The organism is Actinoplanes sp. NPDC020271, assembly GCF_044388125.1.
Classification (GTDB): domain Bacteria; phylum Actinomycetota; class Actinomycetes; order Mycobacteriales; family Micromonosporaceae; genus Actinoplanes.
This window is the reverse complement of the sequence record NZ_JBIRWQ010000006.1, coordinates 1-22,456: the sequence shown is the minus strand read 5'-3', so window position 1 is coordinate 22,456 and position 22,456 is coordinate 1. Positions and strand designations below refer to the sequence as shown.

Below are 22,456 nucleotides of genomic sequence, written 5' to 3'. Positions count from 1 at the left end.
CTGGGGTGCTCACGGCGTACGCCGTCGATCGGAGCCGGCGAAAAGCGGCCCGCCGGCAAGCCGGCGGGCCGTCGAACGTGCGGAGCTCAGCTCAGCGGCAGAACCCGGGCGATCTTGATGGCCGAGCCGGAGCTGCCGGCGGCCGGGTAGGCGACGCTGCCGTCGGCGTAGGCCTTGAACGCGGTGTAGTTGTGGTCCTCGGCGCTGATGGTGAACTTCGCGCCGGCCGTCCTGCCGGTGCCGGCGTCGTAGGCCTGCGCGGCGATCGACGAGCCGGACTGCCAGGTCAGCAGCATCCGCCCGGTGCCGTAGGAGACCAGGTGGGGGTGGCTCGTCGCCGCCCCCGTGCTGACCGTCTTGTCGGACTCGCCGCTGGTGAAGTGCTCCAGCTTCGCCTTGCCGCCCTGGCTCCACGCCGTCCAGTAACCGCTCGACTCGGCCAGGACCAGGTCACCGCCGAAGAGCGTCCCGTCGCAGGTGCCGGCGGCCACGGTCCGGTACGGGTTCGGCCGCGCGATCCGGCAGCTGTTGTCGGTCGCGCAGACCGTCACGTAGTGGCCGGTGCGCGGATCCCACACGATCCGTGACGTCCAGGCGTGGCTGCACCCCACCTCGAACGCGTCCTTGTGCCCGGTGACCAGGGCACCGCTCGAGCTGACGACCTGCATGCGGTCACCCTCGTGAATGTCGACGCAGCTGCCGTTCCTGACGGTGATCGCGACCCCGAAGTACGCCGCGAACGTCTTGCCGTCGGTCGCGAGCCGCCCGTGGTGCTGGTACCACCAGATGAACCGGGCGCCGTCGTCGTACCCGGTCCGGCTGCTCGTCAGGTTCGTGACCTGGCGCTCCCAGACCAGCTTGCCGGAGGTGTCGAAGCGGATCATGTGCATGGTGTTGCACGGGCTGGACGTGCCGCCGCAGAGCGGGGTGTCGCCGCAGCTGCCCTTGCGGGTGAGCAGCAGCACGCCGCCGGTCTTGTCCGCCTGCACGTCCTGCAGGTCGATGCCGGTGAAGCTGGTCGGCGTGCCGATCAGCTTGTCGTCGCAGCCCAGGTGTCCGAGGTAGACCTTGCCGCCGGTGCCGAGCCAGGCGAGCCAGGACCCGCCGTCGGAGCGGGCCGCGATCGCCATCGGGAGTTTGTCGGTGTCGCCCTCGGCGCCGTAACCGGTGACCGCCGACGGCAGCTTCACCTCGGTGACCGTGGTGACCGGCTTCGCCGACGCGGGCCGGCCGCAGGCGCCGGTGGCGGCGGCCGGCGCGGCCGGCGGCGGGACCGAGGCGCCGGGCGTGCCGGATCCGCTCGGGGCGGCGGAGGCCGGGACGCCGGCGGACGCCGACGCGGCGGACGCGGCGCCCGCATCGGCCGCGACCGGGGTGGTGGCGTCGGGCGAGTCCGATTTCGAGCAGGCGGCGGCGGTCAGGGCGAGCGCCACGGCGGTCACCGCGGTCACCCACCTCATGCTGGTTTTCCGCATCGGCTTAAGCGTTTCCTAAGGGGGATTTGAATTGTCCTTCAACCGCAATCGGGGATTATCGCGGCGGCCAGACCTTACCGTTTCACCCATTCATCGGAAACACTCGGGCCGACCACTTTCAGGAAAGCCTGGCCGGGCGGTTCGGACGGCTCGTACGCGTGCGATAGCCGTACCGGTGCAGCAGCGGCAGCGCCAGCGCCGTCGCGGTCAGCCGCGGTCCCGCACTTTGCTCGTCGCGCCACCGGTCGTCGGCGCGCAGCGCGACCTCGCCGGTGCGGAACCGTCCCGGGTTCCCGGCGATGGTGTGGTTGGCGTCGAGCCGCACGGTGGTGTCGTCGGTGAACGGCCCGCCGGCGGTGTCCATCCCGGCGAACGCCAGCAGACCCTCGATCGTCTCCCGTGGCGCGGCCACGAAGTCCTCGTAGCGCAGCAGGCGGTACCGGCCCTCGTACGCGCCGGCCAGCCGCTCGGCGAGCGCGTTGCGGACCAGCCAGTGCATGGTGCTGGCAGCCGGGGCCTCCTGGTGCGTGACCGCCGACTTCATGCGGTCGGCCTGGTTCGCACGCATCCACGAATGCGTCACCGCGCGCGGATCACGGATCATGTGCAGCAGGTACGGCTCGATCCCGGGCATGCCGGGCAGCAGCGCGGCCGCGGACGGGACCTTCGACGAGTCGACGATCAGCCGCGCGCCCGTGACCTCGGCGATCGCGTGGTAGAGCCGGTGGGTGAGCTGCCGGTACTCCTCCGCCTCGGGCGTGGTGTCCGGGCCGGTCAGCCCCGGGGTGTGGCGGACGCGGATCGCCTCGCGCTGCAACCGGGAGACGCGCTCCGGGTCGGGGCGGTGCGCACCGAACGCCGCGTCCAGAACGGTGGCCCACAGCTCACAGCGGGTGAAGACCTGACCACATCCACATTTACGCTCCTCGATGAGACCGCGGCTCCACAGATAGAAGAGCTCACCGGTGGAGAAGACGCCGTCGTACGAATTCAGGATGTTGTCGACGATGGTGGTGCCACTGCGGCCCCACCCGGCGATATACATGACCTTTAACGACATGTCGCGGAATCGTTCACAGATCGGGTTAACGGAAGGTGAACAGAAGGTGGCCGAGGAGTGGTGTGGACCTCGGAGGTGTCTATGCCTTCCTGTGCTTTCTGAGAACGCGCGGACACGGCTTCCTCCTGAATGGATCGATCTTGGGCTTAGTATCCACCGTTGCCAGGCCTTAAACGGATATTTCCGTTTTATCGCTTCCGGCCGGAGACGTACTGGGTAACGCGCGGCCCCGGTCGAGGACGCGCGAATAGCGCGGAAACTACGCGCGCAGGTAATTCATGAATGCGGACAAATGCGCTGAAACCTCGACGTTCTCGTCGTAGAGCCACTGCGTCTGCAGCCCCTCGATCAGCGCCACCAACTGCCGGGTCACCACATCCGGATCCAGCCCGGCCCGCAACCGGCCCCGATCCCGCTCCAACTCCACCAGCTCCCGGAGATCGGCGTGGAACCGCTGCTCCCGCCGCCGGACGAACTCGTGCACCGGATGGTCCGGCGCGATCCCCTCCGCCAGCAACGTCGCATCCAGGTGCACGACGCCACGCCGGGTCCGGTTCCACCGGATCACCTCCGGCACTCCGTCGAACAGGCCTTTCTCCCGCAGCACCTGTTCCCGCCACGGCCGGTCCCGCTCCTCACGCTCCTCCAGCACCGCTTCCAGCAGGGCATCCTTGGTGCCGAAGTGGTAGCGCAGCGAGACGTGCGTGGTGCCCAGCTCCTCCGCGATCTGCCGCAGCGAGAACCGCCGGAACCCCTTCGCGGCGAACACGGCCAGCGCCGCGTCGACGATCTCGGCGCGCTTGCGCTCACCGTTCGCATAGGCGGCGCGTTTCCGTGCGGTCTCGGACATCGGCCTGCCAGGCTCACGGTTGGCGGTGGCCGACACGCTATCGCAAACCCCACCTTTCCGGTACGGCGTGAGCCGTCCGGCCTTGACGGCAAGGTCATTTCTGGTACGAGATGTGATCGTGACCGTTGCCTCCGCTCCGCTCCCGCCCGACCCCGCCGAACCGCGCCACCAGCGTCCGCCGGCGCCCGTCACCGACGGCGACGTCGTGTCCTGGCGCAACGCCGTCGTCGCCGAGGTCCCGGGATTCCGGCCCCTGACCCTGGACCTGACCCGCCCCGCCCGGGCGACCGGACCCAGCCCGCTGATCATCTGGGTCCACGGTGGTGCCTGGCTGTTCGGCAGCAACAAGCACGAGTCACCGCAACTGGCCCCCGGCCGGATCGCCGAGCGCATCCTGGACGCCGGGTTCGCGCTGGCCCGGGTGACGTACCGGTTCAGCGGCGAAGCCCGGTTCCCGGCACAGTTGCACGACGTCAAGGCCGCGGTCCGCTGGCTCCGGAAGTACGCCGCCGAGCTGGGCCTCGACCCGTCCCGCTTCGGGGTCTGGGGCGAGTCGGCCGGCGGTCACCTCGCCTCACTGGTCGCGCTGACCGGCGACGACCCCGACCCGGTGCTGGCCGGCCGGGACGGGGTGCGCGGCGTCTCGGACGCGGTCCAGTCCGCGGTCGTCTGGTACGGCCCGGCCAACCTCGCCACCATGCGCGGCAGCCACAACGACCCCGACTCGCCGGAATCGCAGCTGATCGGCGGGCCGGTGCCGGACCTGCCGACCGAGGCCGCGGTGGCCAGTCCGGTCACCTACGTCACGCCCGATGCGCCGCCGGTCCTGCTGGTGCACGGGATCGACGACCGGGTCGTGCCGGCGAGCCAGAGCGAGGAGTTGCACGATCGGCTGGCCGCGCTGAGCGGGCCGGTGAGTCTGCGGCTGGTGCCGGGAGCCGACCACTGCTTCGTCGGCGCCGACCTGGATCCGCTGGTCAGCGAGGCCCTCCGCCACTTCGAAGCCACCCTCTCCTAGCCCGTCGGCCCGCGCGCGGAGAGCACCCCGGCAGCCGATCGCCCGAGGCTGGGCCACAGCGGCGCCTCCGCGCGCTCGAAAGACCCTGCGAGCGAGCCGTCGCCCGCGGCCGCGCCTTGGCGGTGCCTCCGGGCGCTCGAAAGACCCCTGCGAGCGAGCCGTCGCCCGCGGCCGGGCCGCTGCGGTGATCGTGGGTGTGCGGGCAGGGCTCAGTAGCGGATCGGGAGCGGGTGTGGGGCAGGTCGGGTCCGAAACGGCCACGGGGTCACTCAGCGTCCTACCTTGGTGACACCCCGCACCGCCCCGACCGAGAGGCCCCCGCCGTGAACTACCGCCGTTCTGTTTCCGTCGCCGTCGCCGCGGCCGCCGCCACCGTGAGCATGCTCTCGACGTCCGGCGCCGCCCAGGCCGCGAGCTCGCAGAACGCGCAGAAGGCGAGGCCCTCCAACGCGGCCACGAAGGACACCGACCGCGACGGTATGCCGGACAAGTGGGAGAGCGCGAACGGCCTGAACCCGAAGAAGGCCGACGCCCGGGCGGACAAGGACCGGGACGGCTTGACGAACCTGGCCGAGTACAAGGCCGGGACCAACGCCCGGGTCGCGGACACCGACCGGGACGGCATGACCGACGGCTGGGAGGTCGGCAACCGCCTCAACCCGCGCAAGGACGACGCCGACGCCGACCCGGACGACGACGGGCTGACCAACGGGCAGGAGTTCGACCTGGGTCTGAGCCCGCGCAACGAGGACAGTGACGACAACGGCGTCCTGGACGGGGACGAGGACGCCGACGAGGACGGGCTGAGCAACGCGCAGGAGTACCAGCTCGGCTACGACCCCGAGGCGGCCGACTCGGACGACAACGGGGTGAACGACGGCGACGAGGACCTGGACGGCGACGAGCTGACCAACGCGCAGGAACTCACGCTCGGCGACGACCCGGAGAGCACGGACAGCGACGACGACGGGACCCTGGACGGGGACGAGGACCACGACGGGGACGGGGTCAGCGACCTCGACGAGTTCGCGAACGGCACCGACCCCCTGGAGGGCGACGCCCCCGACGACGGTGACCTGCCGGGCGACGACGTCCCGGGCGACGACAACGGTGGCACCGGTTCGGGTGACGACGGTTCCGGCGTCGACGGGATGTCGGTGACGGTGACCGTCGCCGCGGGCGGTTCGGGCCAGGGCCGGGCCGGCGATTGGCGGTGAAACGCACAGCTCCCGCATCACTTCTCGCAACCTTGCCGTCCCCCCATGCGTGCGGGTGCGGGCTAATCTGACCCGGTGACCGCGAGCGATTACACCGCGACGCTGCCGCGTAAACGCATGGGCGCCGGTGCTCTGCTCTCCGACCAGTTCGGACGTGTCCTTCTGGTCGAGCCGACCTACGCGCCGCACTGGGAGCTCCCGGGCGGCGCGGTGGAGGCGAACGAGTCACCGCACGCGGCGACGATGCGTGAGCTCCGGGAAGAGCTCGGTGTGCTGGTCCGGGTGGGCCGGCTCCTGGTCACCGACTGGGTGCCGCCCCGGCCGGACCGCACCGAGGGGATCATGATGATCTACGACGGCGGGCTGGTCACGCCCGACCGGACGGCCCGGATCCGGTTGCCCGTCGCCGAGCTGCGGCAGTGGGCGTGGTGCACGCAGCAGGACGTGGTCACGCTCCTGCCGGAGATCCTGGCCCGCCGGGTGATCGCCGCGATCCGCGCCCGGGCCGACGGCGCCTCCTACTACCTGGAGAACGGCTACTTCGTCGCTTGACGAACCGGAGGCCCCTGACGAAGGGAAGGCGTCTGACTGACGGAAGGCGCCTGACTGACGGAAGGCGCGACGGCCGGAGTGGCCTGACCGGGGCTCACTGACTGATCCGGATCAGCTTGCTACGCCGTACCGGCACATCGGGAAAGCCGGACCACGGCGGACCACAAGCCTCGGCTGGGGCTCAGGGCGGTCCCGGCCGGGTCGTCTTCCCCGCCTCGATCAGCTCCGGCACCGTGACCATCCGGAAACCCCGTTTGCGCAGCCCGTCGAACATCGTCGCCAGCCCGCGGACGGTGACCAGCCGGCGGTCGTCGCCCTCGTCGTGGGCGAGCAGGATCGAGCCGGGCCGGACCGAGTCGATGATGTCCTTGGCCTGGCCCGGCGGGTCGTCGTGGAACAGTTTCTCGCGCATCGCCTTCGACCAGAGGACCACGTCGTAGCCCATCTTGTCGGCGGCCAGCATCGTCGAGCCGCCGATGTGGCCGAACGGCGGGCGCAGCAGGCTGACCGGCCGGCCGAACTGCTTCTTGATCTGCTCCTCGGTGCGGCCCAGCGATTCCAGGACACCGTTCAGGTCGAGGGTGGCGAGGTCGTCGTGGTTCCACGAGTGGTTACCGATGGCATGCCGGTCCATCCGGCCGCGGACCAGGTCGGCGTTGCGTTCGAGACGGCTGCCGACCATGAAGAACGTGGCCGGGACGTCCGCGGCGTCCAGCGCGTCGAGGACCATCGGCGTCCAGTGCGGCGCCGGGCCGTCGTCGAAGGTGAACGCGACCAGCGGCTCGGTCGTCTCCACGTAGTAACGGACGGCGACACCCGCGTGGTGCACGGCGTCGAGCACGTCAGCCGCGGCGGCGTAACCGCCGGCCACCGGGGGCCGGTCCAGGCCGAGCCAGTGCGGGATCTCCCGCGCACCGACGGCTCCGGCGGCGATCCCGGCGGCGCCGGCCAGGGCGGTGCGCAGGACCGCCCGGCGGCTCACCATGGCAAAGACTTCGGCGTACGGACCGTCTCCGTATCTGGCGCCATGGTCAAACCCCCGTAAGCCCGGCATGAGTCATCGGATTCTGTCCGAACGTGTCAAGTCCGCGCCTCAGCCGTCCGGCTACATATAGCGCCTACCTGGTACGAAGTGGACGTGCCTGAGTCAGCGAAATCACTCGACGGAACCGTTCTGACCACCCCTCGCCTGCTGCTCCGCCAGTGGCGCGACGACGACGTGGACCCCTTCGCCGCGTTCACCGCCGACCCCGAGGTGATGCGCTACATCCACGACGGCAGCACGCTGGACCGTACGCAGACCGCCGAGCGGATCGCGCTCTGGCAACGCCACTGGGACGAGCACGGCTACGGGTTGTACGCGGTGGAGCTCCGGGAGACCGGTGAGCTGATCGGCTTCACCGGGCTCGCGGTGCCGCTGTTCCTGCCCGAGGTCCTGCCCGCGGTCGAGATCGGATGGCGGCTGGGTCGCCCGTACTGGGGAAAGGGTTTCGCCACCGAGGCGGCCCAGGCGGTGGTCGACCGTGCGCGCACCGGATTCGGTCTGGACCGGCTGGTCAGTATCCACATCGCCGGCAACGAGGCGTCCGCCCGGGTGATGGTGAAGCTGGGCATGCGGCTCGAGCGCGAGACCGTTCAGCCGGACACCGGCCGGCCGCTCCGGGTGTACGCCATGGACCTCTGACCAGCGCGGCGGGATACGCCCGGGCGGAGGACGCGCCCGGACGCCGCGCCCGGGTAGCCTTCCGGTCATGTATTCCTCGCCGCACGTCCGGGTGTCGGATTCCGACCGCGAGGCGATCGTCGCGCAGTTGAGCAACGCGACCGCCGAGGGCCGGTTGACGATCGAGGAGTTCAGCGAGCGGTCCCGCGCGGCCTACGCGTCACGCACGTGGGGCGAGCTCTCCGCGGTGCTGCACGATCTGCCGGTCCTCGTGGCCGCGCCGGCGGTCTTCGGGCAGCCGCTGCCGCCGGCCCGGGAGAGCAAGCTGCCGATGCTGTCGCTGATGTTCGGCTTCCTTCCACTGCCGCTGCTGATGTGCGGCGGCGTCGGGTTGCTGGCCCCGCTCAGCGGGATCGCTGCGATCGTGCTCGGGGTCCGGGCGCTCCAGGGGCCGGCGTACACCGTGCGTAACGGCCGGGCGATGGCCGTCGGCGGGCTGGCCCTCGGCACGCTGTCCGTGCTCGGGATGGCCACGTTCGTCGCGCTCCTGCTCAACGGATTCGTGCCGTTCTTCTAGGCACGACCTCTCGGGACGCGGCTTGCTACGCGCGGCCGAGGATCCGATCCATCAGGCGTACGTCCGAGCCCACCAGAACCCGGTACGAATCGCGGGTCATCCCGTCCAGAAGATCCCGCGCCACCCGGTACGGCGTCGAGGCGGGGAACACCATGGCCACGTGCACGTTCTCCCCGGCTTGCACGTCGCGCGGGAATCGTCGCGCGGCGACCCGTGCAGCGTCCGGCGCGGTCGCCGCGTCGCCGAGGCTGACCAGGTGCGCCTCCTGCCGGGCGCGCAGCAGTGGCAGGAACGTCCGGATCACCGGCTCGCCCGCCCCGGCGCAGTGGATCACCCCGTCGATCGCGTTCCAGCGCTCGATCACCGCGGGCGGCAGCGCCTCGACCTGAGCCGGCTCGGTCACGTCGGCGACGTGGGTGGAGAGCAGCAGCGGCGCGACGACCTGGCGTGCGGTCTCGGTCAGCGCTTCCGGGTCGGCGTCGACGGCCGCGACCCGGGCGCCGCGCCGGATCGCCTCCAGGGTGACCGCGCGGCCGAATTCACTGCCCGCACCGGTCACTACCAGGGTTTTACCCGCCACTCGCATGCCACGCCCCCTCGGATAGTGACGGTGATCACGCTACTGCGATCCAGTGCGGAATGGCAACGCAGACATGCCGGTCGCCGGTTTCGGACTTTGTGCCGTGCGGACGGTAGAAATCGGGAGAATACCGGCAGATGGCGTAAACGCGACGAGGGAGGCCGACCCTGACCACGAACCTGCCTCCCGCCCTGCTGCGCCCGGTGCTGTCGATCACCGACCGGTTGCGTACCGGCATGCGCCTCGGCCTGGTGGTTCTCGCGCTGCTGGTGCCGGGCGCGCTGGCCACCGGCATGTACGCCGTGGAGAAGGGCAAGGACCTCGGCTTCAGCTCCCGGGAACGGCAGGGCGTCGAGGTGCTCGGCCCGATCCTGACCGCCCTCGCCGACACCGCCGCCGGACGCAAGCCGGACCTGGACGCGGTCCGGTCCGTGGTCGCCGCGCACCCCGGCCTCGGACTGAGCGACACCGCGAGCACGGTACCGGAGGTCGGCGACGGCTCCGGGGACGCCCGCGTCGCGACGGCGACCGCGCTGGTCACGCTGATCACCGCGGTCGGCGACAACTCGAACCTGATCCTCGACCCGGACCTCGACTCGTTCTACGTGATGGACGCGCAGGTCGTGCAGGTGCCGCAGGCGCTGCTCGCGGCCCTGCAGACGGCCCACCCGGACACCGGGCTGACCGGTCAGCAGGCGATCGCGGCCAAGGCGGTGCTGGCCGGCCGGCTGGAGGCGGCCGCGGACGCGCTGCGCCGGGACGTCACCACGGCGGCGAAGAACACCGACGACTCCCGGCTGGCCAACCGGCTCACCCCGGTGCAGACCCTGGCCGACGCGATCTCCTCGCTGGACAAACAGATCGCCGCGACGCTCAGCTCACCGGCCGCGGCGGCCGAGCCGGTCGAGGTGGCGGACGCCGCGACGGCCACCGTCCGGCCGCTGAACACCACACTCGACGACCTGCTCGACGGGCGGATCGGGGAGGACTCGCTGGAACGCGGCCTGGTCGTCGGCATCTCGCTGGGCGGGTTCCTGCTCGCCCTGTGGTGCGCGGCCGGTGTGGTCTGGCGGACCAGCCACGACGTGCACCAGACGGTGGAGGCCGTGACCGCGATCGCCGCTTCCGACCTGGCGCCGCGGCCGCTGCCCGAGGGCCGCGACGAGATGGGCGACATCGGCCGGGCGCTGATCGTGGCCCGGACCAGGCTGGCCGACCAGGAGGAGGCACTGGCCCAGGCCGAGGTGGCCCGGGAGCAGCAGCTGCGAGCCGGGTTCCTGCACCAGCGGCAGGCCGAGACCCAGTTCCGGCGGCGCACCCAGGACATCATCGACGAGTCCACCTCCGTGATCGCCGAGGAACTGCGGCAGGTCACCGACAAGGTCGGCGAGGTGCGCACCGCGGCCGAGGTGATCGACGACCGGATCAGCGTGGCCGACACGGCGACCAACGCGATCGTCGGCCAGGCGCACGACGCCGAGCAGGTGATCTCCTCGCTGGAGCACAGCCTGCGCCGGGTCGCGTCGACCGCCGAGCTGGTCACCGGGATCGCCCGGCAGACCCGGCTGCTGGCGCTGAACGCGACCATCGAGGCGGCCCGGGCCGGTGAGCTCGGCTACGGCTTCACCGTGGTCGCCGACGAGGTCAAACAGCTGGCCATGCACACCGCCGAGTCCACCGACCAGATCCTGCGGACCATCGACGACCTGCGGCGGGACACCAACGCGATGTCGGACACGATCAGCACGATGATCGAGGGCATCGGCGGGGTCGGTGACGCCGCCACGTCGCTGCGCACGGTCGCGGCCGACCAGCGGACGCTGATGGAACGGCTCGCCGCGCAGATGGCCGGCACCCTCGGCCGGGTCGACGAGATGACCGACCTGGCCAGCCGGCTGGAACGGCGGGAGCACGACCGGATCGCCGCGGCCGGGCGGGTCACCCTGCACGGGCCGGGCCGGCCGGGCGCGCACGCCACCCTGATCAACTTCAGCGCGGGCGGCCTGCGCTGCATCGTCACCGGCGAACGGCAGTTCACCGAGGGCGCCACCGTCGACGCCGAGCTGACCAGCGGCGCGGAGGGGGCGATGACCGTGCATGCCCGGGTGGTCAACGTGGTCGACTCACCCGGGCAGCAGGAGCTCGGCCTGCAGTTCCTGGTCACCGACGACGCGATGGCGCAGCGTCTGGTGGCCTTCGCCGAGCAGATGGTCGGATAGCCGGACCTCGCCGAGCCGTGCGGCCGGCGAGGCCCCGACCCCGGCTCAGCGACGCGGGAACGCCCGTGCCGGGGTGCTCAGCGTCTTCGCCGCGGCGGCATCCGGCGCGTTCACCGTCCAGTCCGGGTGGCCCGGCATGGGCGGCGTCTTCGTGCCGTAGAGCCAGTCGTTCAGGAACGCCCGCAGGTCCCGGTGCGACACCTTCGAGGCGAGCGCGATGAAGTCCTGCGTCGAGGCCGTCCGGCCACGGTTCTGGGCGACCCAGGCCCGTTCCAGGGCGTCGAACGCCTTGGCGCCGATCGTCTGGCGCAGGGCGTAGAGGACGAGCGCGCCACCGTCGTACACGTTGGGGTTGAAGACGTCCCAGATCACGTCACTCTTCAGCGGGTGCGCGACCGGGCCGTACTTCGTCCGGTACTGATCGCCCCTGGCGTAGGCCGCCTTGAAGTACGCCTCCAGGTCGGCCTCACCGGTGTAGTCCTGGAACTGCCCGTGCTCCTGGGCGTAGATCAGCTCGTACCACGTGGCGTGGCCCTCGCTCTGCCAGACGTCGCTCCACTGGTACGGCGCGACGCTGTCACCGAACCACATGTGCGCCAGCTCGTGGGCCATCACCGGGTCGAGGATGAACTTCGGCGCGGCGAACAGCCCCGTGTCGTACAGGGAAAGGGTCTGGGTCTCGAGGGCGAAGCCCAGGTCGGTGTCGATGACCAGGGAACCGTAGTTCTCGAAGGGGTACTTGCCGACCTTGCCGACCATCCAGGCGAGCTGGGAGCGCTCGACCTCGGCCTTGGGCAGCAGGTCCGCGGCGAGCCGGGTGGGCACCACGTCACGGATCGGGACGCCGCCGACCGAGGGCCGCTGCTGGACGGTGAAGTCGCCGACGGCGAGCTGGATCAGCTCGCTGGCCATCGGCTTCGACTCACGGTAGACCGAGGTCACCGCCCCGCCGCGGGTCCGGTCGCCGACGTGCACACCGTTAGCCACCGCGGTCCAGCCGGCCGGGCGAGTCATCGAGATGGTGTAGGTGGCCAGGTCCCGCGGGTGGTCGTTGCTCGGGAACAGCTGGTGCGACTGGTCCGGCTGACCGGCCATGATGGTCCCGTCCACGGTGGTCACGAAGCCGGCCGGGGAGTCCGCGTTCGCCGGGATCGGGGTCGCGGTGAAGCCGCTGACCGTGACCCAGAACCGCTTGCCCTTGCTCAGGTGGCGACTGGGCGTGACGACCAGCTCGTCACCGGAGCGGCTGAACCTCGCCGGGCGGCCGTTGACCGACACCGCACCGACCGACTGGCCGCCGAAGTCGAGGTCGAAGCGGGACAGGTTCTGCGTGGCGACCGCGGTGATCGTCACGTCGCCGGTGACGGTCTGCTTCGGGTCCTTCTCCGGGTAGCGGATCCGCAGGTCATAGTCCTGCACGTCGTATCCGCCGTTGCCCAGCAGCGGGTACAGCCGGTCACTGAAGCCCGGGGCGCCCGGGCTCGCCTGATGGGTTCCCGCGGAGGCGGGAGCGCTCAGGCCGGCCACCACGATCAGCGCGGTGGCGCCGGCCGCGAGCAGCCCCGAGAGACGTTTTTCGATATGAAGGTCACTCATGGCCGCCGACGTTACGCCCGCCACAGTGGACTCGCAGCCCCCTTAGGTTCTGTCCCGCGTGATCCGCGGGACAGAACCTAACCGGACAGGGAGATGCGGGCGATCAGGCCGGTCCCGGGCGCACGCTCCAGCCGTAGCGTGCCGCCCTGGGCCTCGACGATGCGGCGGCTGACGGCCAGACCCAGGCCCAGCCCCGGGAGCTGGGCCAGCCGCGCCTCCCGACCGCGCAGGAACGGGACGCCGAGCGCGGTCAGTTCCGCCTCGTCCAGGCCGGAGCCGTGATCCCGGACGACGACGGCCGGCCGCGGGTGCGCGGTCACGGTGACCTCGACCGGCTTGCCCTCGCCGAAGCAGAGCGCGTTGCCGAGCAGGTGCCCGAGGGCCACCTCGATCAGCTTCGGGTCAGCGGTGACCCAGACCGGGATGTCCGGCCGGATCACGCGCACTCGCCCGGACCGGAGAGCGGTCACCGCGGCCGAGGTGAGAATGCCGAGGTCGAACCGGCGGCGGTCACCGATCGGCTCGTGCATCTGCTGGTTGACCGTGCGCAGCAGGTTGTCGACGGTGCGGCAGAGCCGGTCGGCGTTGCGGGTGATCGCGTCGACCCGGCGCTCGAAGCCGGGCGCGATCGCCCCCATCTCGGTGAGCAGTTCCAGGTTGCCGCTGATCGTGGCCAGCGGCGTACGGATCTCGTGGGAGATCGCCGTGACCACCTCGTCCTGGCCCACGGCGGCCGGGAACGCCTGAGTGGCGGCCAGGTGTCGCAGTCCGGTCTCGGCGTCGACCCGGCGGGCGATCCGGGACAGCATGCGGACCGTCGCCTCCGGGTTGTGGCGGCGCGGCTGGTCGTCGAAGACGCAGAGCGCGCCGACCACCCGGTCACCGTGGCGCAGTGGCGCGGCGCCCAGGAACCGGACGTGCTCGGCGCCCTTCACCAACGGATGCGCGGCCAGTCGCGGGTCCCGGCTGGCGTCGCCGACGACCATCGTGTCGTTCACGGCGGCGACCACGTCGCAGACCGAGTTCGATTGCGGGACGCCGACCACCGTACGGATGCCGATCGTGCCGGCGAAGTGCGCGGTTCCGCCGCCGATCATCTTGAGCGCGGCCATCGGCGCCCGGCAGGCCTCGGCGGCCAGTTCCAGCACTTCGGGAATCTCGGCCACGGCCGCGCGGTAGTGCTCGGCCGCCGCGAGACGGGTCTCCACCGGATCGATCGTCATTGTTCTCCCGCTCCATCAGGTGCCCGGTCGCGTGCCCCGCTGGGATCGGCGTCGCGGGGCACGGCTTGCGGGAATCGCGGGTTGCCATCGAGGAGCCCGCCGCATCTCCTGGCATGTTGACGGGAAGCCGACCGGCCTACCTGAAGTGGGCGAGGCCGGACGGCGGATCGCCGGCCCTTCCGCGGTAGGTCGCGCGTCCAGCGGGTATGTCGCCGGGATGAGCGACGCACAGGACCGCTACCAGCAGAACGACCCCGACCGCGCCAACGGCCTGATCAGCGACGGCCAGGGCGAATTCGTCCAGCAGCATCCCGGCGGCGCCTTCGACCCCCGCGCCTTCCGGCCAGGCCGTCCTGCCGCCGCACCGGACGAGCCGGACGACGACCCCACGGTCGGCGAGCCACCGATGGGCAACGGCCGGATGACCGCGCCGGGCGCGGAGGCCGACAAGGCCCGCTAGCTGCGAAGCCCACGAACGAAAGCGCCGAGCCGCTCCAACCCCTCACGCAGGGCTTCCCGGGACGCGGCGTAGGAGAGGCGGACATGCGTGTCAGCGGTCACCGCCCCGAAATCACGCCCTGGAGTGACCGACACGTGCGCCTCCTCCAGTGCCCGCCGGCAGAACTCCCACGCCCCCAGCCCGGTCGAGCTGACGTCGAAGTACACGTAGAACGCGCCGTCCGGCGGCACCGGCACCGGCAGCCCGATGCGCGCGAGCCCGTCCAGCGCGATGGCCCGGCGCGCGAGCAGTTCGGCGCGGCGTTCCTCGCAGACGGCCAGCGACCGGGGCGTGAAGCATTCCAGCGCGGCGATCTGGGCCGGCGCGGAGGCGCACAGGAAGTAGTTCATGGCCAGCCGCTCGGCTGCCTCGACCAGGGCGGGCGGCAGCACGCACCAGCCCAGACGCCACCCCGTCATGCCGAAGTACTTGGAGAAGCTGTTGATCACGATGGCGTCCGGGTCCGCGGCGAGGATGCTGCGCGGCGGGGTGCCGTCGGCGGCAGGGTCGGCCAGGTCCAGGTAGATCTCGTCGACGATCCGCCAGACGCCCCGGGCACGGGCGAGATCACAGACCGAGACCATTTCGGCGTACGGGATGGAAGTGCCTGTCGGGTTCGACGGGCTCGCGATCATCACCGCGCTGGTCCGTTCACTCCACACCTGCTCGACCGCCGTGGTGCCCAGCTGGTAGCGGGACGCCGGCGTGGTGGCCGCGGTGACGACCGTGCCGCCGAACGTCTCGACCAGCGCCCGGTTGCACGGGTAGGACGGGTCGGCGACGATCACCTCGTCGCCGGGATCCGTGGTGGCCGCCGTGACCAGCAGCAACGCACCCGAGGCACCGGGTGTGACCGCGATCCGCGCCGGGTCGACGGTGACGCCGTGCCGGTCGCGGTAGAAGCCCGCGATCGCCTCGCGCAGCGCGGGCAGCCCGAAGGCCGGGGTGTACGGCAGTGCCCGCCCGTCCATCACGTCCCGCATCGCGTCGCGGACCGCGGGGGGCGCCCCGAAGTCGGGTTCGCCCAGCCCGAGCCGGACGATGTGGTGCCCGGCGGCCTCCAGCTCCCCCGCGCGCCGCCCGAACGCCATGGCGTGGAACGGCTCGACCGCCTGGGCCCGCTGCGACAGTCTCACGGGGTGACGCCCTCGGCCGGAAGCGGATCGGTCGCCGGTTCCTCCTCCTCCGGCGCCGGGACCGGGTTGCTGAGCTGCTCGCGCAGGTAACCCCAGACGACCGCGATCAGCGCGGCGACCGGCACGGCGAGCAGGCTGCCGACGATGCCGGCGAGGTTGCCGCCCAGGGTGACGGCGAGCAGCACGACGGCGGCGTGCAGGCCCAGGCCCCGGCTCTGGATCATCGGCTGGAAGACGTTCCCCTCCAGCTGCTGGACGAGCAGGATGATGCCGAGCACGATCAGCGCCTTGACCCAGCCGCTGAAGACCAGCGCGATCAGCACCGCGACCAGGCCGGCGAAGACCGCGCCGACGATCGGGATGAACGCGGTGACGAACGTCAGCACGGCCAGCGGCAGCACCAGCTTGACGCCGGTGATCCACAGGCCGAGGCCGATGAAGACCGCGTCGAGCAGGCCGACGAACGCCTGCGAGCGGACGAACGAGCCGAGCGTGTTCCAGCTGCGGCCGGCGATCTCCGGCAGGTCGGTGGCGAGCCGGCCGGGCAGTTGGCGGCTGAGCCAGGGCAGGAAGCGCGGCCCGTCCTTGAGGAAGAAGAACATCAGGAACAGCGCCAGGATCGTGGTGACCACGCCGTTGACGATCGTGCTGACACCGGTCAGGGTGGCGTTGGCGATGCTGCCGACGCTGGCCTGCAGCTTGTCGATCGCGGTGTTCAGACCGTTGTTGACCTGGGCGTCGCTGATGTTCAGGGGCGGGCCGGAGGCCCAGTCGCGGACCTTCTGGATGCCGTCCACCACGCCCTGGCCGAGCTCGCCGGCCTGCTCCGAGACCGGCACCGCGATCAGCACGACGATGCCCACGATCAGGGCCAGGAACAGGACCGTGACCAGGGAGGCGGCCAGTGCCGGCGGCCAGCCGTGGCGGCGCAGGAAACGGACCGGCGGCCAGGTCAGCGTGGTCAGCAGCAGCGCCACGACCAGGGGCCAGAGCACCGACCAGGCGATTCCCAGCAGTTCCAGGAACACGTAGAGGAGCAGCAGGATCAGCAGGGTCTGCGCGGAGACCCGGGCGGCGTCACGCATCGCCGAGCGGGTCTTCGCCGTGCTCAAAAGGGGCCCCATGACGATCACCCTACGGAACCGGGGTGACCCGGCTCAGCCAGGGTGAACGGCGATTCGCGGCGCAATCGTGGCGGCGTACCCCGCTCAGCGCTCCGGACAAACCCGAGATCGACATGATTGACTCCCCGCATGCGTGAGGACGAGATCACCCAGGTGGTGACCCGGGTCGCGGACCGGGTCACCGAGCACTACGTTTTCCCCGAGGTCAGCGACCGGATCGCCGCCGCCCTCCGGCCCGACCGGTACCCGGAGGGCATCGACGCCGCCGAGCTGGCCACCCGCGTCACCGAGGACCTCCAATCGATCAACGGCGACAAGCACCTGCGTCTGCTGCACAGCGAGGAGCCGCTGCGCGACGATCACGGCGACGACGAGGCCGACCTGGCCGAGCTGACCGCGTGGGCCGCGCGCACCGGCGGTGGCATCGGCCGGGTCGAACGCCTCGACGACAACATCGCCCTCATCGAGATCACCCCGCTGTTCTTCCCGCCGACCGCGGCCGGCGACCCGATCGCCGCCGCGATGACCCTGGTCGCGGGCGCGTCGGCGCTGATCCTGGACGTGCGCCGCTGCCGGGGCGGTGTTCCCGAGACGGTCGCCCTGTTCTGCAGCTACCTGTTCGGCCCGCAGCCGCTGGAGCTCGGCGGCCTCTACTTCCGCGCCGAGGACCGCGTCCGGCAGTTCTGGACCGTGCCGCACCTGGCCGGTCCCCGCTTCGGCCCCGACCGCCCGATCGCCGTCCTGACCAGCGCCACCACCTTCTCCGGCGGCGAAGACCTGGCGTTCACGCTCCAGGAACGCGGGCGGGCCACCGTCATCGGCGAGACCACCCGGGGCGGCGCCCACCCGCGCGAAGCCTTCGCCGTCCACCCCCACCTCGAGGTCACGATCCCGATCGCGCGCTCGGTCAGCCCGCTCAGCGGCACCAACTGGGAGGGCGTGGGCGTCCGCCCCGACATCCCCACCCCCGCGACCGATGCGCTGCCCCGGGCCACCAAGCACTTGCTCGCCGCTCTCGGCTGACACTCCTCTTGCGCGTACGCCCGTGAGCCGCCCGCCCGCCGTCCCGCCCGCCCACTCACCCCAGCCGCGTGACCCGCCCTCTCCGGCGGGCGGCTCACGCGCGTACGGAGAAAGCGGGGTTGAACAGGGTTTTCAGGGACGCCACGGGACGAGGCAGTGGTCGACCAGGGCGAGCTGACGGGTGGGGTTGACCATGGGGGCGGACATCACGGCGTTGACCTGCTCGCCGAGGCAGATGGTGAGCAGCGCGTCGACGACGTCGGTGATCGGGATCGTCGGGAGGAGCTCACCGTCGGCGATGGCCTCGCGGAAGCGGTCGGCCATCTGGCCGCCCCAGAACTCGCCGAGGTCGGGCGTCTTCTCGATCTTGGAGTTGGCGGCGAGGCGACCCCAGAAGCCGACGACCACGAACGCCTCGTCCAGGGTCTCCTTGGTGAGCGGGAGGATCTCGCCGATCATCGCGTAGAACGCGGCGAGCCCGCGCAGCCCGGCGGTCGCGGCGGCGATGCGGGCGTTGGTGCGGTCGGTGATCCGCGCGTAGGCGCCCGCGGCGACCTCGTCGAACCCGTCGAAGTAGTGCCAGAGCGCGCCGGTGCCGATCTTGAGCTCGGCGGCGATGGCCCGGCTGGTGGCGGCCGACAGCCCGTCGCGGGCGACAACCTTCAGGTACGCCTCGATGATCTCGGAACGTCGCTGGTCGTGATCGACGATCTTCGGCACGTGATCCCCTTCCCGCTCGATGAGGCTACCGGCATTTGTTCACGGTGCGAACCTGCGGACCACTTGTGCGGTCTGTTACCGCCTCGTAAATTCCGTAGCGCACGGAGTCGTCACCACCACCCCTGGTGGCGGCTACTTGTCCAGGGACCACTGCGGCGCGATCCGCCGGAGTGGTCCGCAGCGGACCGGGAGGTCAGACGCGTGACGTTCTACCGGCAGGTGGGCAGCATCCCGCCGAAACGGCACACCCAGCACCGCCGCCCGGACGGCGGGCTCTACGCCGAGGAACTGGTCGGCGAGGAGGGTTTCTCCTCGGACTCGTCGTTGCTCTACCACCGTGGCATCCCGTCGGCGATCGTGGACGCGCGCCCGTGGCAACTGCCCGACCAGAGCCTGACCCCGAACGCGCCGCTCGTTCCGCGCCACCTGCGCCTGCACGACCTCGACTTCAAGGAGGCCGACCCGGTCACCGGGCGGCGACTGGTCCTGGGGAACGCGGACGTGCGGATCTCCTACGCGGCGTCGACGGAGATCTCGCCGTACTACCGGAACGCGATCGGCGACGAGTGCGTCTACGTCGAGCGGGGCGCCGCGACCGTGGAGACGGTGTTCGGCGCGCTCACCGTCGGCCAGGGCGACTACGTGATCATCCCGCGGATGACCGCGCACCGGTGGATCCCGACCGGCTCCGAGCCGCTGCGAACCTATGCGATCGAGGCCAGTTCGCACATCGCTCCCCCGGCGCGGTACCTGTCGCGCTACGGCCAGTTCCTCGAACACGCCCCCTACTGCGAACGTGACCTTCGCGCGCCGGCCGAGCCGCTGCTGGCCGAGGGGACGGACGTCGAGATCTACGTCAAGCACCGCGGCGGCGGGACGATCCACGTCGTGCCCGAGCACCCGTTCGACGTGGTCGGATGGGACGGTTGCCTCTACCCGTACGCGTTCAACATCGCCGACTTCGAGCCGATCACCGGCCGCGTCCACCAGCCCCCGCCGGTGCACCAGGTCTTCGCCGGGCAGAACTTCGTGATCTGCAACTTCGTGCCGCGGAAGGTCGACTATCACCCTCTCGCCGTGCCGGTGCCGTACTACCACTCCAACGTCGACTCCGACGAGGTGATGTTCTACGTCGATGGCGACTACGAGGCGCGGAAGGGTTCCGGGATCGGCAAGGGGTCGATCTCGCTGCACCCGGGCGGGCATTCGCACGGGCCGCAGCCGGGAGCCGTCGAGCGGTCGCTGGGGGTGGAGTTCTTCGACGAGACCGCGGTGATGGTGGATACCTTCCGGCCGCTGGATCTCGGGGAGGCCGGGCTGGCCTCGGACGACGGGCGTTATGCCTGGTCCTGGTCCGGTCGCGGCCCGTCCGCATGACCGGATCCACGCCGCCCGGCTCCCCGGCGCGACCCGAGGCAGCGGCGCGGCTCGATCTGGACGCCGCGCTTCTCGACACCTTGTTCGCGCGGTTCTTCGACGACGCCGCGCTGTTCCCGCCCGGGAACGCGCCGATGGCCGACGCCGTGCCCGCTCATCGGCGTGCGCTGGCCGGGCCGCACGGGGATCTGCTCGGGCCGTTCGTCATCCCGGCCGCGCGGCTGGCCTCGCTCGACGGGCCACCGCTGGACATCGCGCTGATCATCGCGCCGGCTTCCCTGGACGAGCTCCCGGACAATCCGGGCCCGCGGGTGGTCGCGGTCGAGACCCCGGTCGCGGCCGACAAAGATCAAACCCGATTTGCCGTACGGACCATGGCCGCGACCCTGGCCCCCGAGGTAACCCGCGCGATCGAGCTCCCCCGCACCTCCGCGCGCGACGAGGTGCTCGACGCGCTCGCCGGCACGGGCGTGCGCGCGAAACTGCGTACCGGTGGACTCCGCGCCGACCTGTTCCCCACGGTCGACGAACTGGCCGCGACGATCCGCGCGTGCGCGGAACGCGACATCGCCTTCAAGTGCACGGCCGGCCTCCACCACGCGATCCGGCACACCGACCCCGCGACCGGTTTCGAACACCACGGCTTCCTCAACGTGCTGCTCGCCGCGGCTGATCCCGCCGACGCCGAAGCTCAGCTGCACCGCACCGACGCCGCCACCATGGCCGCGGAACTGCGCGCCTGGACCCCGTCGGACGCCGCCCGCGTCCGCTCGATCTTCACCTCGTTCGGCACGTGCGACGTGGCCGAGCCCGTCCACGATCTCGCCCACCTCGGCCTGCTCCCGGAGAGAATCATCCCATGACCTGGCTCGACCTGCCCGAATCCACGGGGTTCGGGATCACGAACCTGCCGTACGGCATCTTCGTCACCGAACCCTCCGGCACCCCGCGCACCGGCGTGGCCATCGGCGACCACGTGCTCGACCTGGCCGGCGTCACCGGCGATCCGGTCCACGCGACCGGGTCCCTGAACGCCTTCATGGCCGAAGGCCCGGAGTCGTGGGCCTCGACGCGGTCGATGATCACCGAGTGGCTGACCGATCCGGCCCATCAGCAGCGGGTCACGCCGCACCTGCTGCCGATCGACTCGGTGACGCTGCGGATGCCGTTCGAGGTGGCGGACTACGTCGACTTCTACAGTTCCCGGGACCACGCGGAGAACCTGGGCCGGATGTTCCGCCCCGGCTCGCCGGCCCTCACCCCGAACTGGAAGCACCTGCCGATCGGCTACCACGGCCGAGCCGGGACGGTCCAGTTGTCCGGCACACCGGTCACCCGCCCACAGGGCCAGTACCTCACCGACGGCACCCCTGCGTTCGGCCCGTCCCGCCGACTCGACATCGAAGCCGAGGTCGGTTTCGTCGTCGGCGTACCCTCCGAACTCGGGACGCCCGTGCCGTTGCACGACTTCCCCTCGTACGTCTTCGGAGTCTGCCTCGTCAACGACTGGTCCGCCCGCGACCTGCAAGCCTGGGAGTACGTGCCGCTCGGCCCGTTCCTGGGCAAGTCGTTCCTGACCTCGGTCTCGCCGTGGGTGGTCCCGCTCGCCGCCCTGTCCGCCGCCGTGGTCAAGCCGCCCGCCCGTGACGAACCCCTGCTCCCCTACCTGGACGACACCGACGCCGCATGGGGCCTGGACCTGTCGATGGAAGTCCGCCTGAACGGCTCGATCGTCAGCCGGCCACCGTTCCGCGGCATGTACTGGACCGCAGCCCAGCAACTCGCCCACATGACCGTCAACGGCGCGTCCCTGCGAACCGGCGACCTCTACGCCTCCGGCACCGTCAGCGGCCCAGCACCCGACGAACGCGGCTCCCTCATCGAACTGTCCTGGAACGGCGCCGAACCGTTGACCCTCCCCGACGGCTCAACCCGCACGTTCCTCCACGACGGCGACGAGGTCACCATCACCGCCACCGCCCCGGCCCCCGACGGCTCCACCCTGTCCTTCGGCCACGTCACCGGCCGCATTCACCCCGCCCCGGGTGCCCCTGTCAGCGACTGACCCGAACCTGGAGACTCATCCTCGCCTCCGGATCCACCGGCTTCATCGAGCCCGCCGCGGAGTTTCACCGTGGACGAGCTCGTAAGCCGTCTCCGGCCTCCCCCGGTGACTTCACCGTCGCCGGACACCACAAAACCCAAGTTCCCCACGATCCGCCATGGGCTCAGCATGCGGGAATGCCCGCATCACCTATATTCCATCCGCGGCTGTCCCGACGATCCCACTGAGACTCGCCCACCGCTCGTCAGTCGTCCTCCGGCACGAACGTGGGTGAGTCATCAGGGAAATCAAGGGCGAAAGCTTCTACTCTCAATCGTCCCGATAAAACCTCGACCAGAAATCTCACCAAACCGAGTCGATACTCGGGGAACTCGTCAAAGTCGCGGGGGCAGGGCCATTGCGTTGTCGGACGGCAGGGCTCTGAACTGGGGATTCGCATCGTGATCGGCCTCTGTGGAGCCGAAGACGGCGGATGAGATCAC

General features: G+C 70.9%; 21 protein-coding genes. 11 read left to right on the top strand and 10 right to left on the bottom strand.

Annotated features, from left to right (window positions below; all coding sequences use genetic code 11):
- Positions 1-86 precede the first annotated feature (86 nt).
- From ACH442_RS15285 to ACH442_RS15275, 3 genes are all read right to left on the bottom strand, one after another.
- On the bottom strand, positions 87-1,451 hold the full coding sequence (locus ACH442_RS15285; RefSeq protein ID WP_396338626.1) for a hypothetical protein: 1,365 nt from the start codon (positions 1,449-1,451) through the stop codon (positions 87-89).
- A gap of 142 nt (positions 1,452-1,593) precedes the next feature.
- Positions 1,594-2,535: a sulfotransferase gene (locus tag ACH442_RS15280; RefSeq protein ID WP_396338625.1), complete on the bottom strand. Its 942-nt coding sequence runs from the start codon at positions 2,533-2,535 to the stop codon at positions 1,594-1,596.
- 259 nt (positions 2,536-2,794) lie between these two features.
- Entirely contained in the window at positions 2,795-3,385 is a 591-nt protein-coding gene (locus tag ACH442_RS15275; RefSeq protein WP_396338624.1) for a TetR/AcrR family transcriptional regulator, read from the bottom strand.
- A gap of 118 nt (positions 3,386-3,503) precedes the next feature.
- Between ACH442_RS15275 and ACH442_RS15270 the strand changes: the two genes are divergently transcribed.
- The 3 genes from ACH442_RS15270 (at position 3,504) to ACH442_RS15260 (ending at position 6,172) form a co-directional block, all read left to right on the top strand.
- Entirely contained in the window at positions 3,504-4,403 is a 900-nt protein-coding gene (locus ACH442_RS15270) for an alpha/beta hydrolase fold domain-containing protein (RefSeq protein ID WP_396338623.1), read from the top strand.
- 323 nt (positions 4,404-4,726) lie between these two features.
- Positions 4,727-5,620, top strand: coding sequence for a Midasin (locus ACH442_RS15265; RefSeq protein ID WP_396338622.1), 894 nt, complete (start codon positions 4,727-4,729; stop codon positions 5,618-5,620).
- Between the two features lie 75 nt (positions 5,621-5,695).
- Complete coding sequence (locus ACH442_RS15260; RefSeq protein WP_396338621.1) at positions 5,696-6,172, top strand: NUDIX domain-containing protein; 477 nt, start codon at positions 5,696-5,698, stop codon at positions 6,170-6,172.
- Positions 6,173-6,353: 181 nt separating this feature from the next.
- Here ACH442_RS15260 and ACH442_RS15255 read toward each other — a convergent pair whose 3' ends face one another.
- Complete coding sequence (locus ACH442_RS15255; protein ID WP_396338620.1) at positions 6,354-7,157, bottom strand: polysaccharide deacetylase family protein; 804 nt, start codon at positions 7,155-7,157, stop codon at positions 6,354-6,356.
- A 153-nt stretch (positions 7,158-7,310) separates the two neighbouring features.
- Here ACH442_RS15255 and ACH442_RS15250 point away from each other — a divergent pair, with 153 nt between their 5' ends.
- Together ACH442_RS15250 and ACH442_RS15245 are read left to right on the top strand one after the other, a co-directional pair.
- On the top strand, positions 7,311-7,856 hold the full coding sequence (locus ACH442_RS15250) for a GNAT family N-acetyltransferase (protein WP_396338619.1): 546 nt from the start codon (positions 7,311-7,313) through the stop codon (positions 7,854-7,856).
- A gap of 67 nt (positions 7,857-7,923) precedes the next feature.
- Positions 7,924-8,412, top strand: coding sequence for a DUF1707 and DUF4190 domain-containing protein (locus ACH442_RS15245; protein WP_396338618.1), 489 nt, complete (start codon positions 7,924-7,926; stop codon positions 8,410-8,412).
- A gap of 25 nt (positions 8,413-8,437) precedes the next feature.
- Here ACH442_RS15245 and ACH442_RS15240 read toward each other — a convergent pair whose 3' ends face one another.
- On the bottom strand, positions 8,438-8,998 hold the full coding sequence (locus tag ACH442_RS15240) for an SDR family NAD(P)-dependent oxidoreductase (RefSeq protein WP_396338617.1): 561 nt from the start codon (positions 8,996-8,998) through the stop codon (positions 8,438-8,440).
- Positions 8,999-9,195: 197 nt separating this feature from the next.
- Between ACH442_RS15240 and ACH442_RS15235 the strand changes: the two genes are divergently transcribed.
- Positions 9,196-11,211 carry a methyl-accepting chemotaxis protein gene (locus tag ACH442_RS15235; protein WP_396338616.1) on the top strand — a complete coding sequence of 672 codons (2,016 nt, stop codon included), beginning with the start codon at positions 9,196-9,198 and terminating at the stop codon, positions 11,209-11,211.
- Between the two features lie 45 nt (positions 11,212-11,256).
- Here the strand turns inward: ACH442_RS15235 and ACH442_RS15230 are convergent, their stop codons facing one another.
- Together ACH442_RS15230 and ACH442_RS15225 are read right to left on the bottom strand one after the other, a co-directional pair.
- Positions 11,257-12,807 carry a M1 family metallopeptidase gene (locus ACH442_RS15230; protein WP_396338615.1) on the bottom strand — a complete coding sequence of 517 codons (1,551 nt, stop codon included), beginning with the start codon at positions 12,805-12,807 and terminating at the stop codon, positions 11,257-11,259.
- 77 nt (positions 12,808-12,884) lie between these two features.
- Positions 12,885-14,030: an ATP-binding protein gene (locus tag ACH442_RS15225; protein ID WP_396338614.1), complete on the bottom strand. Its 1,146-nt coding sequence runs from the start codon at positions 14,028-14,030 to the stop codon at positions 12,885-12,887.
- 217 nt (positions 14,031-14,247) lie between these two features.
- On the opposite strand from ACH442_RS15225, the gene ACH442_RS15220 reads away from it, so the two are divergent.
- Positions 14,248-14,490: a hypothetical protein gene (locus ACH442_RS15220; RefSeq protein WP_396338613.1), complete on the top strand. Its 243-nt coding sequence runs from the start codon at positions 14,248-14,250 to the stop codon at positions 14,488-14,490.
- Here ACH442_RS15220 and ACH442_RS15215 read toward each other — a convergent pair.
- Positions 14,487-15,665 carry an aminotransferase class I/II-fold pyridoxal phosphate-dependent enzyme gene (locus ACH442_RS15215; protein ID WP_396338612.1) on the bottom strand — a complete coding sequence of 393 codons (1,179 nt, stop codon included), beginning with the start codon at positions 15,663-15,665 and terminating at the stop codon, positions 14,487-14,489. The genes ACH442_RS15220 and ACH442_RS15215 overlap by 4 nt on opposite strands.
- Entirely contained in the window at positions 15,662-16,789 is a 1,128-nt protein-coding gene (locus ACH442_RS15210; RefSeq protein WP_396338611.1) for an AI-2E family transporter, read from the bottom strand. The genes ACH442_RS15215 and ACH442_RS15210 overlap by 4 nt, the downstream gene beginning before the upstream one ends.
- Positions 16,790-16,918: 129 nt before the next feature.
- Between ACH442_RS15210 and ACH442_RS15205 the strand changes: the two genes are divergently transcribed.
- Positions 16,919-17,812 carry a S41 family peptidase gene (locus tag ACH442_RS15205; RefSeq protein ID WP_396338610.1) on the top strand — a complete coding sequence of 298 codons (894 nt, stop codon included), beginning with the start codon at positions 16,919-16,921 and terminating at the stop codon, positions 17,810-17,812.
- A 132-nt stretch (positions 17,813-17,944) separates the two neighbouring features.
- Here the strand turns inward: ACH442_RS15205 and ACH442_RS15200 are convergent, their stop codons facing one another.
- Positions 17,945-18,532 carry a TetR/AcrR family transcriptional regulator gene (locus ACH442_RS15200; protein ID WP_396338609.1) on the bottom strand — a complete coding sequence of 196 codons (588 nt, stop codon included), beginning with the start codon at positions 18,530-18,532 and terminating at the stop codon, positions 17,945-17,947.
- Between the two features lie 201 nt (positions 18,533-18,733).
- Here ACH442_RS15200 and ACH442_RS15195 point away from each other — a divergent pair, with 201 nt between their 5' ends.
- Genes ACH442_RS15195 through fahA form a run of 3 tightly spaced genes read left to right on the top strand, consistent with a single transcriptional unit; the run spans position 18,734 to position 21,974 of the window.
- Positions 18,734-19,909: a homogentisate 1,2-dioxygenase gene (locus tag ACH442_RS15195; RefSeq protein WP_396338608.1), complete on the top strand. Its 1,176-nt coding sequence runs from the start codon at positions 18,734-18,736 to the stop codon at positions 19,907-19,909.
- Positions 19,906-20,772 carry a hypothetical protein gene (locus tag ACH442_RS15190; protein ID WP_396338607.1) on the top strand — a complete coding sequence of 289 codons (867 nt, stop codon included), beginning with the start codon at positions 19,906-19,908 and terminating at the stop codon, positions 20,770-20,772. Before ACH442_RS15195 ends, ACH442_RS15190 begins: the two co-directional genes overlap by 4 nt.
- A complete protein-coding gene (fahA, locus tag ACH442_RS15185) occupies positions 20,769-21,974 on the top strand; it encodes a fumarylacetoacetase (protein ID WP_396338606.1) in 1,206 nt (401 codons plus the stop codon). Before ACH442_RS15190 ends, fahA begins: the two co-directional genes overlap by 4 nt.
- The last annotated feature ends 482 nt before the right edge of the window (positions 21,975-22,456 follow it).